General features: G+C 72.7%; 15 protein-coding genes and 1 tRNA gene. 9 read left to right on the top strand and 7 right to left on the bottom strand.

Features of this window, described 5'->3' with window-relative positions; all coding sequences use genetic code 11:
• The first annotated feature begins 166 nt into the window (after nt 1-166).
• Together E1287_RS13975 and E1287_RS13970 are read left to right on the top strand one after the other, a co-directional pair.
• Nucleotides 167-349, top strand: a complete 183-nt coding sequence (locus E1287_RS13975) for a hypothetical protein (RefSeq protein WP_131965348.1) — start codon at nt 167-169, stop codon at nt 347-349.
• Nucleotides 350-852: 503 nt separating this feature from the next.
• Nucleotides 853-1,107: a peptidoglycan-binding domain-containing protein gene (locus E1287_RS13970; RefSeq protein WP_131965347.1), complete on the top strand. Its 255-nt coding sequence runs from the start codon at nt 853-855 to the stop codon at nt 1,105-1,107.
• 100 nt (nt 1,108-1,207) lie between these two features.
• Here the strand turns inward: E1287_RS13970 and E1287_RS13965 are convergent, their stop codons facing one another.
• From E1287_RS13965 to E1287_RS13950, 5 genes are all read right to left on the bottom strand, one after another.
• A complete protein-coding gene (locus E1287_RS13965; protein WP_131965346.1) occupies nt 1,208-1,393 on the bottom strand; it encodes a hypothetical protein in 186 nt (61 codons plus the stop codon).
• A 637-nt stretch (nt 1,394-2,030) separates the two neighbouring features.
• Entirely contained in the window at nt 2,031-2,186 is a 156-nt protein-coding gene (locus tag E1287_RS43685; RefSeq protein ID WP_165968993.1) for a hypothetical protein, read from the bottom strand.
• Nucleotides 2,187-2,606: 420 nt separating this feature from the next.
• Complete coding sequence (locus E1287_RS13960; protein WP_131965345.1) at nt 2,607-3,800, bottom strand: RtcB family protein; 1,194 nt, start codon at nt 3,798-3,800, stop codon at nt 2,607-2,609.
• A gap of 101 nt (nt 3,801-3,901) precedes the next feature.
• Nucleotides 3,902-5,596 (bottom strand): SelB C-terminal domain-containing protein, encoded by a 1,695-nt coding sequence (locus E1287_RS13955; RefSeq protein WP_131965344.1) that lies wholly within the window; start codon nt 5,594-5,596, stop codon nt 3,902-3,904.
• 139 nt (nt 5,597-5,735) lie between these two features.
• Nucleotides 5,736-6,299, bottom strand: a complete 564-nt coding sequence (locus E1287_RS13950) for a MarR family transcriptional regulator (RefSeq protein ID WP_131965343.1) — start codon at nt 6,297-6,299, stop codon at nt 5,736-5,738.
• 60 nt (nt 6,300-6,359) lie between these two features.
• Between E1287_RS13950 and E1287_RS13945 the strand changes: the two genes are divergently transcribed.
• Together E1287_RS13945 and E1287_RS13940 are read left to right on the top strand one after the other, a co-directional pair.
• Nucleotides 6,360-7,853 (top strand): MFS transporter, encoded by a 1,494-nt coding sequence (locus tag E1287_RS13945; RefSeq protein ID WP_131965342.1) that lies wholly within the window; start codon nt 6,360-6,362, stop codon nt 7,851-7,853.
• A gap of 116 nt (nt 7,854-7,969) precedes the next feature.
• On the top strand, nt 7,970-9,853 hold the full coding sequence (locus E1287_RS13940; RefSeq protein WP_131965341.1) for a propionyl-CoA synthetase: 1,884 nt from the start codon (nt 7,970-7,972) through the stop codon (nt 9,851-9,853).
• Here the strand turns inward: E1287_RS13940 and E1287_RS13935 are convergent.
• Together E1287_RS13935 and selD are read right to left on the bottom strand one after the other, a co-directional pair.
• Nucleotides 9,850-10,194 carry a GlsB/YeaQ/YmgE family stress response membrane protein gene (locus E1287_RS13935; RefSeq protein ID WP_207934206.1) on the bottom strand — a complete coding sequence of 115 codons (345 nt, stop codon included), beginning with the start codon at nt 10,192-10,194 and terminating at the stop codon, nt 9,850-9,852. The genes E1287_RS13940 and E1287_RS13935 overlap by 4 nt on opposite strands.
• A gap of 182 nt (nt 10,195-10,376) precedes the next feature.
• Nucleotides 10,377-11,369 carry a selenide, water dikinase SelD gene (gene selD / locus E1287_RS13930; protein WP_243718987.1) on the bottom strand — a complete coding sequence of 331 codons (993 nt, stop codon included), beginning with the start codon at nt 11,367-11,369 and terminating at the stop codon, nt 10,377-10,379.
• Between the two features lie 176 nt (nt 11,370-11,545).
• Between selD and E1287_RS13925 the strand changes: the two genes are divergently transcribed.
• The 5 genes from E1287_RS13925 (at nt 11,546) to E1287_RS13905 (ending at nt 17,025) form a co-directional block, all read left to right on the top strand.
• Nucleotides 11,546-13,387, top strand: coding sequence for an AMP-dependent synthetase/ligase (locus E1287_RS13925; protein ID WP_131965339.1), 1,842 nt, complete (start codon nt 11,546-11,548; stop codon nt 13,385-13,387).
• A gap of 29 nt (nt 13,388-13,416) precedes the next feature.
• Nucleotides 13,417-13,512 (top strand) — tRNA-Sec (locus E1287_RS13920).
• 41 nt (nt 13,513-13,553) lie between these two features.
• Nucleotides 13,554-14,366, top strand: coding sequence for a formate dehydrogenase accessory sulfurtransferase FdhD (fdhD, locus tag E1287_RS13915; RefSeq protein ID WP_131965338.1), 813 nt, complete (start codon nt 13,554-13,556; stop codon nt 14,364-14,366).
• Nucleotides 14,367-14,446: 80 nt separating this feature from the next.
• Nucleotides 14,447-15,268 carry a M24 family metallopeptidase gene (locus E1287_RS13910; RefSeq protein ID WP_131965374.1) on the top strand — a complete coding sequence of 274 codons (822 nt, stop codon included), beginning with the start codon at nt 14,447-14,449 and terminating at the stop codon, nt 15,266-15,268.
• Nucleotides 15,265-17,025 carry an SDR family oxidoreductase gene (locus E1287_RS13905; RefSeq protein ID WP_131965337.1) on the top strand — a complete coding sequence of 587 codons (1,761 nt, stop codon included), beginning with the start codon at nt 15,265-15,267 and terminating at the stop codon, nt 17,023-17,025. The genes E1287_RS13910 and E1287_RS13905 overlap by 4 nt, the downstream gene beginning before the upstream one ends.
• Nucleotides 17,026-17,080 lie beyond the last annotated feature (55 nt).

Below are 17,080 nucleotides of genomic sequence, written 5' to 3'. Positions count from 1 at the left end.
CCAGCACGATCAACTGGTCGTCCAAGGTGCGGCCGGCGGCCGGTGCGGCGCCGGTCGAGGCCGGGTTGCCCGCGGCGACCCCGCCCAGCCACGTGTAGCCGGAGAACAGCCCGTTGAACGGCCGCCGGTTGATGTAGATCGCGTCGTGCCAGTACCCGTGGCGAAGATGAACCTGCCATTCGGGTCGGCCGCGGGCGTGCTGGCCTGCGTGACGTCGAACGGCAGCGGCGCCACCTTCGCGGCCGCCGGCACCGCCAGGACAACGCCGCTCACCCCGAGCGCCACGCCCGCGATCACCACGACCAGGACGCGCAGGACGCCCCCACGCCGCCCAGGCGCGGCGGTTTGATTTCGTGTCATGCCCGACCATGTCTGTTGGAGCTGAATCACCCCTACTTCGCGCCGCCAGGGACAGCGGATGCCTATGCCGGCGTCCCGATACCGACGCAACGTTCCGGCTCATCCCGCTGCTGGATGCCGGGCGCGACGCGGCCTGGCCGTGGCTGGAGGCCGCCCGCGCGCCGGGTCCGCCATGCAGGCCCCGTGGCGGACCCGGCGGGCTGATCCCACGTGGCTAGGACGGGCAGACGGAGGGGGGGCAAGGGGGCACCTTCGCGACGGGAAGCCGGATGGTCTAGGGGACTGGGCTGAAGGTATTGGCTGAGGCGAAGGCCGATTGGGGCCGTTCGGCCATGGTTCGCAGAAGCCATTGAATTTTCATCTTCCGGCGTATTCAAGTAAGACCGGAGGTGACCTCTTTGCCCGAATGTTCCCTGGCGGGCGTTGCGGCATTAACGCGTCGTCGTGGAGTCTGACCAGTAAGGACCCGATCCCATCGAGGAGGGATTTGACATGGCCGGACCGGCCTACCCTGGCTACGTCTTCAAGCAGCCGCCGCCGATGAAGGGCAAGGGCAACGACGTAAAGAACTGGCAGACCCAGATGAACAAGCGCGGATTTCACCTCAAGGTCGACGGCATCTACGGCCCGAAATCCGCGGACGACTGTAGAGATCTCCAGAAGATGGCAAAACTGAAGGTGGACGGAATCGTCGGCCCGAAGACCTGGGATGCCACCTGGAACGCCGCGATCACGCTGCCCGTGTAGCCGTTGAGCCGTTCTCCGTTTCAATGGTGAACGCTCACCACAAAGCGTGCCGGAGCCCTGTTCCGGCACGCTCTGTTCTTGCTCCGCGCCGTTCCCCGGATCAGCTCTGCAGGATGAGCCGCACTGGAAGGACAATGGCGGCATGCGCCTCGACCCGGATGGTGAGCTGTCTGAGCTGCCCGACCTCGACCAGGCCGCACGCCTGGCGAAGGTGACCCGCCGCACCCTCGATCGACGGATCGCCGCCCGCCCGCCGCCCGCCCGTGTACGAGGTCCGCGGGCTCACCGGCCGCTACGTCCGTGAGGACGAGCCGCCGGAGGTCGACCACGAGCGCCGCCAGTCGCGCGGGACGGTGCGCCGATGCTGCGCTCCCCGTGACGTCACCTCGTCAACTCCACCATGAGCACGGCCGTAACTGCGCAGGCCACCCGATGGGCTGTGCCAGCTTTGGGTCTTTAGCGACCGCGACGCCGACGACCACGGCGCTGAACACGGCTAGCAGCGCAGACGTGTCCAGGGACACAGCATCTGACGACTGCGTGGCGTGCCGAGCAGGACGTGGCTCATCTCGGGCTCGGCCTTCGTGTAGAGAGTCGGGTTCGGTCCAGACGGCTCCCTGTTGGCGCAGGGGCCGTCACCGGCGAGAAGTTCGCCTAAGAACCGGTCGGTCGTCCGGGCGTAGTCATCAACGCGGGACGCCTCCTCTAGCACCTCTGCCCGCTCAGCAAATTCAAGATTGACCCCCATCACGTCGATCGCCGCAGCTCGTCGCAACGGGTCCCGGATCCGATCGCGGAAGACGAACAAGGCGACCGCGACAGCGAGCGGCCAAACCGACGACTTCCAGTACTCCAGGACGAGCTTGGTGATTTCACCCAGGTCCCCTCGATTCGCGTGCGGACGGATGACGCTACTCAGACCGCTATGCCAGCTCGATCCTGACCCCCTTTGCGTCGATCATCGTGACCCTTTGCAAGGCATCGCTGATCGGATCTCGGTAGACGACGAACCCGATCACAACGCCCAGGGTCACGACCGTCACCGTCCAGCACTTAAAGACGAGCTCGGTTTTCTCCACGCTGCCCCTCAATTCGTACGTCGGGCCGACGACGCTACTGAGACCTCACCCCGGCGGATCGGTTCCGCTCTCTCGTGATCAGATCGGAGCCCACGTGGGCGAGGAGGTGATGTGACGACTGCAGTGTTCGCCCGTGGTGGCCGGATGGCCGACCAGGTGCGCGAGGAAGGCCCGGCGGATCGACTCCACGAGGGTCGTGCACCGGCCGGCGCCGGGCCAGGAGAGGGTCGGGCACCTGTACCGCTGGGAGGCGAGGGGCGCGGTTCAGCTCGGCGCGTGGAGGCCCGTCGCGCGACCATCCCCAAGAGTTCCCCCGAAGCCCTCCCGGCAGGGGCACACGCAGGGCACACGGGCACGGGAGTCGCCCGAGACCTGCGGGGAACTCTTGGGGACGTCCGGCGTCAGGTCGCCTACTCGGCCTCAGCCCTTCACGCAGATGAGCTGGCGGAGGTGGGCGACGACCTCGACCAGGTCGGACTGCGCCTCGATGACCGTCTCCAGGTCCTTGTAGGCGCCGGGGATCTCGTCGATGACGCCGCTGTCCTTGCGGCACTCGACTCCCCTGGTCTGCTCGATCAGGTCGTCCACGGTGAAGTTCTTGCGGGCCTTGTTGCGGCTCATCTTGCGGCCCGCTCCGTGCGAGGCGGAGTTGTACGCGGTCTCGTTGCCGAGGCCGCGGACGATGTAGGTGCCCGTCGCCATCGAGCCCGGGATGATCCCGAGGTCGCCCGCGCCCGCGCGGATCGCGCCCTTGCGGGTGACCAGCAGCTCGACGCCGCCGTACTCCTCCTCCGCCACGTAGTTGTGGTGGCAGGAGATGACCTGGTCCCACCTGCAGCGCTGCTCGCCGAACCGCTTGGTCACGACGTCCTGCGCGAGCGCCATCATGACGGCGCGGTTGCGGCGCGCGTACTCCTGCGCCCAGAACAGGTCGTGGCGGTAGGCGTCCATCTTGGCGGTGCCGGTGAGGAACACGGCGAGGTCGTTGTCCGGCAGGTCCTGGTTGTGCGGCAGCTTGCGGGCGGCCTCGATGTGCTGCTCGGCCAGCTCGTTGCCGATGTTGCGGGACCCCGAGTGCAGGACGAGCCAGATCGCGCCCTCGTCGTCCGCGCACAGCTCCAGGAAGTGGTTGCCGCCGCCGAGCGTGCCCATCTGGACGCGGGCGCGGCCGAGGCGGGACCGCACCGCCGGGTGCAGGTCGTCGAACGCCTTCCAGAAGTCGTACCAGCCGCGCTCCTTCAGGTTCGGCAGCCCGGACGGGTCGACGGCCTGCCGGTGCGAGCCGCGGCCGACCGGGATCGCCTTCTCCAGCTTCGAGCGCAGCGCGGACAGGTCGTCCGGCATGTCCTCGACGGTGAGGGACGACTTCGCGGCGGTCATCCCGCAGCCGATGTCGACGCCGACGGCCGCCGGGGACACCGCGTCCTTCATCGCGATCACCGAGCCGACGGTGGCGCCCTTGCCGTAGTGGACGTCGGGCATCACCGCGAGGCCCTCCACCCACGGCAGGGCCGAGACGTTGCGGAGCTGGTCGAGGGCGAGGTCCTCGACGGTGCCGGGGTCGGTCCACATCCGGATGGGAACGCGGCCGCCCTTGATGGTCTGGTACGGCATTCCTTCTCCTTGCTCGACGGGAACCGAACCGTGATCTATGACGCCAGAGCGCGGGCCCGCGGTTCAACCGGTTTTCCCGTGCGGAGCCGGGCCATGCGGCGTCAGGAGCGGCGGCGTTCGGTGAGGCCGAGGCCGTCCAGATGGCGGAGCAGGGCGACGGCGACGCGGCGGCTCGTGCCGAGGGCGTCGGCCGCCTGGCGCGGCCTGAACGGCTGCGGCAGCCCGGACAGGACGCGCAGCGCCTCCTGGTCGGCGCCCGGCGGCAGGACGATCTCGTCGCCGTCGCCGGTGATCCGCAGGACGGCGCCCGCGCGTTCGGCGGCGGCGAGGGCGTCGCCGGTGAGGCCCAGCTCGGCCAGCCGGTCCGGGGCGGGTGCGTCGAACGGCGAGTCCGCCAGGTCGGCCTTGAGGCGCTCCACGGCCGCCGTCCAGACCGGCTGCGCGTCGGCGGGGCCGTAGACGCGCCCGGCCTCCACCCGCAGCGGCGGACGGACGAGCGCCTCCACGAGCTGCCGGGCGGGAAGCCCCAGCCGCAGCCGGACGGTCTCCAGCGGAATGCCGGGCGCGTGCGGGTTCTCGGCCGCGTGCAGGGCCGCCTCCTCGGCCAGGCGTTCGAACAGCGACTCCCAGTGTGCGGGGTCGGCGAGCCATTCGCCGTTCAGCGCGACGGCGCCGTCCGGCGGCGCGCAGCCCATCACCGACAGCTCGGCGCGGCGGAGCACGCCGTGGCGGCGCAGCACGATCGCGCCGTCCGGCCGGTCGGGCCACGACGCCAGCTCCCGCGCTCGGGCCGCCCCGGCGCCGCGCCGCACGAGGGTCGGCGGACGGACGTCCAGCACGCTCACCCCCGCGATCGACCGGCGCTCCGGGTCGCGCAGGATCCCGGTGTCCCCCAGATGCAGCGCGAGGCGGCTGTTCAGCGTGAGGCGGGCCGTGTCGGGGCCGAGCGGGCGCAGCCGCACCGGGACGGCCGCGGCCCCGAGGTGCAGCGTCATCCGCCGCGCCAGCCTCCCGGACGCCTCCCCGAAGCGCGTGCGGACGTCGACGCTGGTGGTGTGGGTCCAGGCGTCGGCGGCGACGAGCGCCATGCCGACGTCGACGCGTCCCGCGTCGCGCAGGGTCAGCACGACGCGGGAGACGCCGCCGACCGTCTCGTGCGGTTCGCCCGCGCAGCCGATCGTCCGGACGCGGACGCGCTCGCCCGCGGGCATAAGCAGCAGCTCGTCGCCGACGGTGATCGTCCCGGCGGTGAGGGTGCCGGTGACGACGGTCTGCCGCCCGGCGGTGAAGGCGTGGTCGATCCACAGCCGCACCGGCGCGTCCGGGTCGGGGACGGGCAGGCGCCCGGCGAGGCGGTCCAGCGCGGCGGTCAGCTCGTCCATCCCGGCGCCGGTGTCGGCGCTGACCGCGACCGCCTCGACGCCGCGCAGCGCGGTGCCGGCGAGCCGCTCGCGGGCCTGCCGCAGCGCGAGCTTCGGGTCGGCGACGTCCGACCGGGTGACGGCGAGCACGCCGAACCGGACGCCGAGCGCGCCGAGGACGTCCAGGTGCTCCTGCGACTGCGGCATCCAGCCCTCGTCGGCGGCGACGGACAGCAGCACGGCGGGCGCGGGCGCGGCGCCGGCGAGCATCGCCGGGACGTCGCGTTCGCCGCCGGGGACGTCCACGAACGCGACGCGCCGCCCCGAGGGCAGCTCCGTCCAGGCGCCGGGCGGGTCGGTGTCCTTGCCGGTGAGGGCGCGCACGAGCGCGGACTTGCCGTGCCCACCGTGGCCGGCGGTGGTGACGACCTGCATCAGCGGCCTCTCCGTGCATGGACGCAGACGACCGTGCGGGGGAAATCAACGCGGGGGTAGTGCAGACGAAGGTCCACGGAAGGCAACCCTATGGACGCCGGAGGCCCGCGCAAAACCAGATCCTGCACATACAGCGGATTCAGCCGCGGGCGGCCTCGCCGTGCCCGGAACGCGCAGCCTCCGTGTGGGCGGAGCGCGCGGCCTCGCCGTGGCCGGAGTGCGCCTCGAAGTCGTCCACCATGCGGTGGACGAGGCCCGCGAGCCGCTCGCGCTCGCCGGGCGACCAGCCGGCGAGGGCCTCGGAGATCCAGCGCCGCCCGGATGCGCGGATCGACTCGACCGCGTGCAGCCCGGAGCCGCTGAGCCCGACCCTCCTGCACCGCTTGTCGTCGGGGTCGGGCAGCAGCTCGACGTATCCGGCCCGCTCCAGCCGCTGCACCTGGCGGGTGACGTGCGGCGCCTCGACGGCGAGCCGCGCGGCCAGCTCCCCCGGGCGCATCGGGCCGTGCTCGGCGAGGGCGCGCAGCAGCGGGACGGCGGCGCGGTCGACCGGGACGCCCGCGGCGATCACCGTCCGGTCGTGCTGGCGGAACCGCGTCAGCATGTGCGCGACCCGGCTCAGCGCCCGCTCGATCTCCGCGACGTCCGACGACTGCGCGGCGTCCGGCGGCCCGGCTGCGCCCGACGGCACCGGTGACGACATGCCGCTCACCCTACCCCTCTACAATCCTTAACTTAGGTAAGCAAAGTAGTGGAGGTGTGCATGACGGGGGTCCCGACCACGGCGCGCGAGACGGCGGGGCGACCCGCCGCCGATCCGCCGCGGACCGGCCGCACGCTGCTCGCGCTGGCGGCCGCCGGGATGGTCGTGTCGGTGCAGCAGACCCTGGTGCTCCCGCTCCTGCCCCAGCTCGGCCGCGCCTTCGACGCGCCGATCACCGACGTGACCTGGGTGTTCACCGCGTCCCTGCTGGCCGGGGCGACCGCCACCCCGCTGCTGACGCGGTTCGGCGACATGTACGGCAAGAAGCGGATGATCCTGCTCGCGCTGAGCCTGCTGCTGATCGGCTCGGTGATCTGCGCGCTGTCCGGGTCGCTGCCCGTGCTCATCGCCGGGCGCGCCGTGCAGGGCGTCTCGTCGTCGCTGATCCCGCTGGCGATCGGCATGATCAGGGACACCTTCCCGCGCGACCGGGTCATCATGGCGATCGGGATCGTCAGCGCCACGATGGGCGTCGGCGGCAGCGCCGGCATGATCGTGACCGGGCTGATCGCCGACCGCACCGCCAGCCACCATCCGGTGTTCTGGATCGCCGCCGCGATCGCCGCCGCCGCGCTGGTGCTGGTCGCCGTGGCGGCCAGGGACGTCGGCGGCCGGACGGGCGGGCGGCCCGACTACGCCGGCGCGGCGGTGCTCGCCGGCATGCTGTTCAGCCTGCTGCTCGCGATCAGCGAGGGCAACAACTGGGGCTGGACGTCCGGCGGCGTGCTCGCCCTGTTCGCCGCCGCGGCGGTGCTGTGCGCCGCGTGGGTGGCGATCGAGCTGCGGGTCCGCGCGCCGCTGGTGCGGCTGGCCCTGCTGGTCGGGCCGCGGTCGCTGTCGGCCAACCTCGTGTCCGCGCTGCTCGGCTTCTCCATGTTCGCCGCGTTCACGCTGATCTCGGGCTTCGTGCAGGCACGGCCCGGCGCCGTCGGGTACGGCCTGGACGGATCGGTCCTCGACGTCGGCCTCTACATGCTCCCGAACACGGTCACGATGCTGGTGTTCTCCACGATGGCCGGACGGATCGCCGCCCGCATCGGCCCCGCCTTCACCCTCGCGCTCGGGACGGTGTTCGTCGCGCTGTGCTACGTCTGGCTGGCCGTGTCGAACTCGCACGTGTACGACGTCCTCGCGTTCAGCTCCCTCCAGGGGACCGGGTTCGGGATCGCGTACGCGGCGCTCGGGACGCTCGCCGTCCAGCACGTCCCGATGGACCAGAGCGGCATCGCCAGCGGGATCAACTCGCTCGTGCGCGTCGCGGGCGGCAGCGTCGCGGGCGCGATCACCGCGTCTATCCTGGCCGCGCAGGTCATCCCCGGCACCGCCGAGCCCACCCTGGACGCCTATGTGCTGTGCTTCTGGATCGTCGCCGCGGGCGCCGCGCTGGCCGCCGTCGTCGCCGTCGTGCACGGCCTGCGGCACCCTGATCAGGCCGCCGGAACCGGCCGCTCCGGAGGGCTCTTCCGCCGGACGCGGAGCGGCGGGGGGCCTTGACGAACCGGGCCCGCGCCATGCCCTATAGGGGGGCGGCCCGAATCGGAGCACGGGGCCGATCGCCGGAGGGCCGAACGCCGCTGAGCGGGACCAGGGACCCGCACCGGGAGGACGACATGGGCGCCTACGCGGCCGCGTACGAACGCAGCATCGCCGATCCGACCCGCTTCTGGGGACTGGCGGCGCGGGACGTCCGCTGGCTCGTCCCGCCGGACCGGGTGCTGGACGACGGCGCGCCCCCGTTCTACCGCTGGTTCACCGGCGGCGAGCTGAACACCTGCGACAACGCGCTCGACCGGCACGTCGAGGAGGGCCGCGGCGACCAGCCCGCGCTGATCTACGACAGCCCGGTGACCGGGACCGTCCAGACCTACACCTACCGCGAGCTGACCGACCTCGTCGCCCGGTTCGCCGGGGCGCTGCGGGCGCAGGGCGTCGACCGCAGCGACCGGGTGGTCATCTACCTGCCGATGGTGCCGGAGGCCGTCATCGCGATGCTGGCGTGCGCCCGGCTCGGCGCGGTGCACTCGGTCGTGTTCGGCGGGTTCGCGGCGCGGGAGCTGGCCGTCCGGATCGACGACGCCCGGCCCAAGGCGGTCGTGTCGGCGTCCTGCGGCATCGAGGGGGGACGCGTCGTCCCCTACAAGCCGCTGCTCGACCGAGCGCTCGACCTCGCCAAGCACAAGGTGGAGCGGTGCGTGATCCGGCAGCGCGAGCAGCTGCACGCCGACCTCGTCCGGCCGCGGGACGTGGAGTGGGACGAGGCCGTCGCCGCCGCGGGGCCCGCCGAGTGCGTGCCCGTCGCCGCCACCGACCCGCTCTACATCCTGTACACGTCGGGGACGACCGGGCGGCCGAAGGGCGTCGTCCGCGACAACGGCGGCCACGCGGTGGCGCTGCGCTGGTCGATGGAGAACGTGTTCGGCGTCGGGCCCGGCGAGGTGTTCTGGGCGGCGTCCGACGTCGGCTGGGTGGTCGGGCACTCCTACATCGTGTACGCGCCGCTGCTCACCGGCTGCACGACCGTCCTGTACGAGGGCAAGCCCGTCGGCACGCCGGACGCGGGCGCGTTCTGGCGCGTCGCCGCGCAGCACCGGGTGAAGGCGCTGTTCACCGCGCCGACCGCGATCCGCGCCATCAAGAAGGAGGACCCGGAGGGCGCGCTGCTCGCCGGGCACGACCTGTCCGTCCTCGACACGCTCTTCCTGGCCGGGGAGCGGCTGGACCCCGACACCTACCGGTGGGCGTCGCGCGTCCTGGACCGTCCGGTCATCGACCACTGGTGGCAGACGGAGACGGGCTGGCCGATCGTGGCGAACCTGCGCGGGCTGGAGCCGATGCCGGTCAAGCCCGGCTCCCCGTCCGTGCCGGTCCCCGGCTACGACGTGCGCGTCCTCGGCCCGGACGGCGCGTCCGTCCCGCCCGGCGAGGACGGCGACATCGCCATCCGCCTCCCCCTGCCGCCGGGAACGCTCCCCACCCTCTGGCAGGACGACGAGCGCTTCGTGGAGTCGTACCTGACGACCTATCCGGGCCACTACCTCACCGGCGACGGCGGCCACATCGACGAGGACGGCTACGTCTGGGTGATGGGCCGCACCGACGACGTGATCAACGTGGCCGGGCACCGGCTGTCCACCGGGACGATGGAGGAGGTCATCGCCTCCCACCCGGCCGTCGCCGAGTGCGCGGTCATCGGCGTCCAGGACGCGCTCAAGGGCCAGGTCCCGCGCGGGCTGATCGTGCTGAAGAGCGGCGTCCTCGCCGAGCCGGGCGAGGTGTGCGCGGAACTGGTCGCGATGGTCCGCGACCAGGTCGGCCCGGTCGCCGCCCTCAAGGAGATCACGGTCGTCGCCGCGCTCCCCAAGACCCGCTCCGGCAAGATCCTCCGGGGCGTGATGCGCGGCATGGCCGACGGCCGGGAGGTCCCCGCCCCCTCAACGATCGAGGACCCCGGCGTCCTGGACGACCTGCGCCCCGTCCTGCGCAAGGCCCTCTAGGGCGCCCTGGGCGGCTTCGACCCCGGCGCTTTGGGCGCCCCCGGCGCTCCCGGCGATCTGGGCGGTCTCGGCGAGTGGACGATCCGCTTGGGCCAGCACACCGCCACCAGGAACACGCCGAGCGCGGCGATCGAGATCTGGAAGACCGTCTCCCAGAGGCTCCAGTTCCCGGACGCCAGGCCGAACAGGCTGGCGAGGCCCGTCCCCGCGAACGCCGCGACGATCCCGACCGCGATCGTGCACCAGACCGGCATGCTCTCCCGGTCGGGCGCGAGCAGCCGTCCCAGCACGCCGACGGCGGCGCCCAGGACGACGGCCGCCGCTAGCCCCCCGATGGTCATGTCCCCCGTCCTCCAGCCCCTGCCCGCCGCCGGTCAAACGGCGGGCTTCGCTCGGCCTCCGATTGCCAGGCCACGGCGAAGGCCCGGTCATGGGAGCCCCTACCCGCGTCAAGGACGCCGACACGAACCCCCCGGAACGGCCGTTTCAGGACGTCGAGGTCAGCGGATTCAGGACGTCGGGGTCAGCGGACGACCAGCGTGCGGCGCCCGGGGGCGACCAGCTCGCCGATGACCGGGGCGCCGGGGATCTCCCCGGCGATCAGCAGGCCGCCGGAGATCTGCGCGTCCGCCAGCAGCAGCCGCTCCTCCTCGGCGATCCGGCGGAACTCGGTGTGCGGCGACACCCAGGACAGGTTGCGCCGCGTCCCGCCGGGGACGAACCCGTGCCGCACCGCGGTCCGGGCGCCGTCCAGGTACCGGACGGCGGAGGCGTCCACGACGGCCGTGACGCCGCTGGCCCGCGCCAGCTTGTAGAGGTGGCCGAGCAGCCCGAACCCGGTGACGTCGGTGGCGCAGGCTATGCCGCGTTCCAACGCGGCGAGGCCCGCGTCCGCGTTCAGCGCCGTCATCGTCTCCACGGCATGCGGGAACACCTGCCCGGTCGCCTTGTGGCGGGCGTTGAGGACGCCGATGCCGAGCGGCTTCGTCAGCGACAGCGGAACCCCTGGGCGCCCGGCGTCCAGCCGCAGCAGCCGGCCGGGGTCGGCGACGCCGGTGACGGCCATGCCGTACTTCGGCTCGGGGTCGTCGACGCTGTGGCCGCCGGCGATCGCGCAGCCCGCGAGCGCGGCCACGTCCCGCCCGCCGCGCAGCACCTCGCGGGCCAGCTCGGCGGGCAGCAGGTCGCGGGGCCAGCCGAGCAGGTTGAGCGCCATCAGCGGCTCCCCGCCGATCGCGTAGACGTCGGAGAGCGCGTTCGCGGCGGCGATGCGGCCCCAGTCGTAGGCGTCGTCGACGACGGGGGTGGAGAAGTCGGCGGTGGACACCACGGCGCGGCCGCCGCCGATCCGCAGCACGGCGGCGTCGTCGCCGTCCGCTCCCCCGGCGAGGAGGTCGTCGCCGCCGCCGGTGAGCCCGGCCACGACCCGTTCCAGCTCGGCGGGCGGGATCTTGCTCGCGCAGCCGCCGCCGTGCGCGTACTGCGTGAGGCGGGCGACGGGGGCGAGGCGTGTCACTGGAAAATTTAACGCACAACTATCGCAAATGATCAACAAACGGACAGTACGGGTGCGGTCACCGAGGGCGGAGATCCTCGTCCGACCTGCACGGAAATGCGGGAACCCCTTGTCCGGACACGGCCCCGCGTGATGCGATTCCCTCCTGCAAGTCATTACTTACATCAAGGGGCGACATGGGGATCCAGGAACAGCAGGCCCACCTCGACCAAGCCGTCGCCGGGCGGACGATCTGCACGAGCCTCGCCGAGACCGCCGAGCGGCACGGCGCCAAACCCGCCTACTCCGACCGGATCGGCGGCGAGTGGACCACCCTCACCTGGGCCGACACGCGCACCCGGGCGCTGGAGACGGCCGCCGGGTTCGCCGCCCTCGGCCTGGAGCCCGGCGACGTCGTCGCGCTGATGATGCCGAACCGCTCCGAGCACGTCCTGGCCGACCTCGGCGCCGTCCACGCGGGCGGGATCCCCACCACCGTGTACGCGACGCTCGCGCCCGACCAGATCGCGTTCGTCGCCGGCCACTGCTCCGCGAAGTACGCCGTCCTGGACGGCAAGGACCAGCTCGACCGCTGGCTGCCCGCCCTCGACCGCCTCCCCGCCCTCCGCAGGATCATCGTCGTGGACGCCGCCGCCTGCCCGCCCGGCGACCGCTACCTCACCTGGGACGCATTCACCGAGCTGGGCCGCGCGGAGCTCGCCGCCGACCCCGCCGAGATCGACCGCCGCTGGCGGGCCGTGAAACCGGACGACACCGTCACGCTGCTGTACACGTCCGGGACGACCGGCGACCCGAAGGGCGTCCTGATCACGCACTCGATGGCGCTGCACGAGGCGGAGATGCTGCAGCGCAGCTCGGCCCCCACCGAGCACCCGTCCGGGATCTCCTACCTGCCGTTCGCGCACATCGCGGACCGGGTCCTCAGCTACTACCTGCCCGTCCGGCTCGCCGCCCACATCCACTTCTGCCCGGACCCGACGCAGCTCGCCGGGATGCTCGGCCAGGTGCGGCCGCACTCGTTCTTCGGCGTCCCCCGCGTCTGGGAGAAGATCATGGCCGGCATCCAGGCCGTGCTCGCCGCCGAGCAGGACGAGGCCAAGAAGCAGGCCGTCAACGCCGCCCTCGACGCGGGCCGCGCCTACGTCGCGAGCCAGGAGTACGGCAACACCCCCACGCCCGAGATCACCGCCGCGTTCGAGGCGGCCGACGCCGCGGTCCTCACGCCCATGCGCGCCCTGCTCGGGCTGGACCGCGTCCAGCAGGCGTCCAGCGCCGCCGCCCCGCTGCCCATCGACGTCGCCCGCTTCTTCGCGGGCCTCGGCATGAAGATCTTCGACGCCTACGGGATGACCGAGACCACCGGCGCGATCACCGCCAACCGCTCCGACTGCTTCAAGCTCGGCACCGTGGGCCGCCCCCTCGACGGGGTCGAGCTGCGGCTCGCCGACGACGGCGAGATCCTCGTCCGCGGCGCGACCTGCACGCCCGGCTACCTGGACCGCCCGGACGCCACCGCCGACCTCATCGACCCCGACGGCTGGATCCGCACCGGCGACGTCGGCCGCCTCGACCCCGACGGCTTCCTCACCGTCGTCGACCGCAAGAAGGAACTGATCATCACCGCGGGCGGCGAGAACGTCGCGCCGTCCCTCATCGAGAACCACCTCAAGGAGCACCCGCTCATCGGCCAGGCCCTCGCCTTCGGCGACCGCCGCCCCCACGTCGTCGCCCTCATCACCCTCGACGGGGAGGTGGCGCCCGTCTGGGCCGCCGCCCACGGCGTCGAAGCCACCGACCTGGCCGCGCTGGCCGAGCACCCCGCCGTCATAGACGAGATCGCCGAGGCCGTCGCGGACGCCAATGCCCGCCTGGCCCGCGTCCAGCAGGTCAAGAGATGGCGCCTGCTGCCCGCCGAGTGGACCGCCGAGAGCGAGGAGCTCACCCCGACCCTCAAACTGAAGCGCCGCGTCGTCCACGCCAAGTACGCCGAGGCCATCGACGCCCTCTACACCGGTTGAGACCAGCCGCACCGGTTAAGATCACCGGCGGAGGCGTGCGAGCGCCTGGTGGCCTCCCCGGCCTTCAAAGCCGACGGTCCCGAGGACCTCGGGACGGCGGGTTCGATTCCCGTACGCCTCCGCCACTCCGGCCGCACCTGCGGGTTTCCGGGGTACGGTGACCGTTATGGGGCGGATCACCGTGCGCAGGCCCGTGCTGCGCCTGAGCACGTCGGGGGCGCGGGGGCGCAGGCCCGACACGCTCGCGGTGGAGGAGCCGCTGGAGATCCGCGTCGCGGGCAAGCCGCTGACGATCACGATGCGGACGCCGGGGCACGACTTCGACCTCGTCGCGGGGTTCCTCGCGGCCGAGGGCGTGATCGCTGGCGCGGACGACCTGGCGACGATGCGGTACTGCGCCGACACCGAGGAGCAGAACACCCTGGACGTGGTGCTCGCGCCCGGGGTTCCGCCGCCGGACGACTCGATGACCAGGGCGTTCACGACGACGAGCGCGTGCGGGGTGTGCGGGAAGTCGAGCATCGAGGCGCTGCGCGCCGACCGGCCCTACGAGGTGGCGGACGATCCGCTGCGGCTCACGCCGGGCCTGCTGGCGGAGCTGCCGGATCGGCTGCGGGAGGCGCAGCGGGTGTTCGACCGGACGGGCGGCCTGCACGCGGCCGGGCTGTTCGACGCCGACGGCGGCCTGCTCGCGCTGAGGGAGGACGTCGGGCGGCACAACGCGGTCGACAAAGTGATCGGGTGGGCGCTGCGCCAGGGGCGGCTGCCGCTCACCGGGACGGTGCTGATGGTGAGCGGGCGCGCGTCGTTCGAGCTGACGCAGAAGGCGATGACGGCGGGCGTCCCGGTGCTGGCGGCGGTGTCGGCGCCGTCGTCGCTGGCGGTGGAGCTGGCCGAGGACGCGGGCATGACGCTCGTCGGGTTCCTGCGCGGCGAGACCATGAACGTCTACGCGGGGGCCGAGCGCATCGTCCTGTGACGTCGCGGTGGTGAGCCTCACCCCGGTGCCTCTTGACCGGACGGGGCGTTCGGCGATTTATTAACTCTGTGTCCAATAAAGTGGCGCTCGCTCACGTGCACGATGCGGCGGAGCTTGAGCGATTCCGTGACGTCCAGCGCCTGTGCTACCGGTGCGCCGACGAGGTCGCCGCCACGCTCGAACCGGGCGTGACGGAGCGGGAGGCGTGCCGGCGGATGCGGCGGTGGCTGCGCGAGCGGGGCGTGGACGACTGGCTGCACACGCCGTTCGCGTGGTTCGGCGACCGGACGGCGTTCCGCGGCTTCAAGGTCCCGACGCAGTTCCTCCCCAGCGGGGCGCGGCTGGAGGAGGGGATGCCCTACATCCTCGACATGGCCCCGGTGCGGGGCGGCTACTCCGCCGACATCGGGTACGGCGGGGTGCTCGGCGAGAACCGGATCTGGGAGCGGCTGGACGCCGACCTCGCCGCCTACCGGACCCTCATCCTCGGCCTCGTCCGCGAGCGCCGCACGTTCGCCGACATCTACGCCGAGGTGGACGCCCTCATCGACCGGCAGGGATACCAGAACCGGCACCGCAAGTACCCGGGACGGGTCATCGGCCACCAGGTCGGGATCATCGGCGGGATCCTCCCCAAGCGCGTCGGGTTCCCGTTCGGCGTGCGGTTCCTCCAGACCATCGGCCGCGAGCTGGTCAAGGAGCGCCTGGAAGGCCGCTCGCCGCTCTGGAACGGGGCCGCGCAGTCGCAGCATCCGCCGACGCCCGGCCTGTGGGCGGTGGAGCCGCACATCGGGTTCCGCGGCGTCGGCGTGAAGTTCGAGGAGATCCTCGTGGTCACCGTGGACGACGCGTACTGGCTCGACGACGACCTGCCCCACGTGCGCCGGTGGGAGGCCCGATGACGGACGTCACCTCGCGGCGCGTCCGCGGCGACGATGTCGACCTGGCCGTCTATGAGCAGGGCGACCGGTCGCGGCCGACCGTCCTGCTCGTCCACGGCTATCCCGACACGCACGCGGTCTGGGACGAGGTGGCCGGACGGCTCGCCGAGCGGTTCCATGTCGTCCGGTACGACGTGCGCGGGGCGGGGGCGTCGTCCAGGCCGTTCGGACGCAAGCACTACGCGTTCGAGCACCTCATGGCCGACATGCGGGCCGTGCTGGACGCCACCGCCCCTGCCGGCAAGGTGCACCTGGTGGGGCACGACTGGGGCTCGATCCAGGCGTGGGAGGCGGTCTGCACGATGCCGGAGCGCTTCGCGTCGTTCACCTCGATCTCCGGGCCGTGCCTGGACCACGTCGCGCACTGGACGCGGCGGACGCTGGCCCGTCCGACGCCGTCCAACCTGAGGCGGGCCGCGGGGCAGGCCGTCCGGTCCTGGTACATCTACTTCTTCCAGACGCCGGTGCTGCCCGAGCTGCTGTGGCGGGCGGGGATGTCCCGGCCGTTCGCGCGGGCGCTGGAGGTGGGCGAGGGCGTCCCGGCGCGCGAGGGCCACCCGGCCCGGACGATGGGGCGTGACGGCGCGTCCGGCGTCGGGCTGTACCGGGCGAACATGGTGCGGCGGCTGACCCGTCCGCGCGATCGGCGCACGGACGTGCCCACGCAGGTCATCGTCCCTACCAAGGACCTGTTCGTCTCTCCGCACCTGGTCGGCGGGCTGGCCGGGCGGGTCCCGGACCTGTCGCTGCGGCCGGTCGCCGCCGGGCACTGGGTGCCGCGCAGCCACCCCGACGCCGTCGCCCGCTGGATCGCCGAGCACATCACGGGCGTCGGGGGCGGCCCGCTCACCGCCGCCGAATCGCGCGCCCTGCGTCGCGCCAAGGTCGGGCCGGGCAGGCGGCCGTTCGAGGGCTCGCTCGTGGTCGTGACCGGCGCGGGCAGCGGGATCGGCCGCGCCACCGCGCTGGCGTTCGCCGAACGCGGCGCCGAGGTCGTCGCCGCCGATCTCGACCTGGCCGCCGCCCAGCGCACTGCCGAACTCACCGGTCTGCTGGGCCCGGAGGGGCACGCGGTCAAGGTGGACGTGTCCGACCCCGCCGCTATGGAGGATTTCGCCAAGTCCGTCCTGCACGACCACGGGGTGCCGGACGTCGTCGTCAACAACGCCGGGATCGGCATGGCCGGATCGTTCTTCGACCACACCGCCGACGACTGGCGGAAGGTCCTGGACGTCAACCTCTGGGGCGTCATCCACGGATCGCGGCTCTTCGCCGCGCAGATGGTGGAGCGCGGGCAGGGCGGCCACATCGTGAACACCTCGTCGGCGGCGGCGTTCACGCCGTCCCGGGCCCTGCCCGCCTACGCGACGAGCAAGGCGGCCGTGCTGATGCTGTCGGAGTGCCTGCGCGCCGAGCTGAAGGGCAAGGGCATCGGGGTCAGCGCCGTCTGCCCCGGCATCGTCAACACCAACATCACCCGGACGTCCCGCTTCGTCGGCCAGGACGGGGACGAGGAGGCCCGCAGCCGGAAGCGCGTCGCGCGGGCCTACGCGCGCCGTGGCTTCGGCCCGGACGGCGTGGCGGAGCAGATCGTCGCGGCCGTCCGGCGGGACAGGGCCGTCGTCCCGGTCACGCCGGAGGCGCGCCTCGGGTACGCGGCGTCCCGCGCGGCGCCGGGGCTCATGCGGCTTCTGGCCCGGCTCGACGTCGGCCGATGAACGGTTTACCGGCTCGGGGTTTCCCCAAGGGCCGGAACATGCGACCTTGGCAGGA

Origin of the sequence: Actinomadura sp. KC06 (assembly GCF_004348735.1) — a bacterium.
Taxonomy (GTDB): domain Bacteria; phylum Actinomycetota; class Actinomycetes; order Streptosporangiales; family Streptosporangiaceae; genus Spirillospora.
Note: the sequence above shows the minus strand (reverse complement) of the source record. Positions and strands in the feature narration are given on the sequence as shown.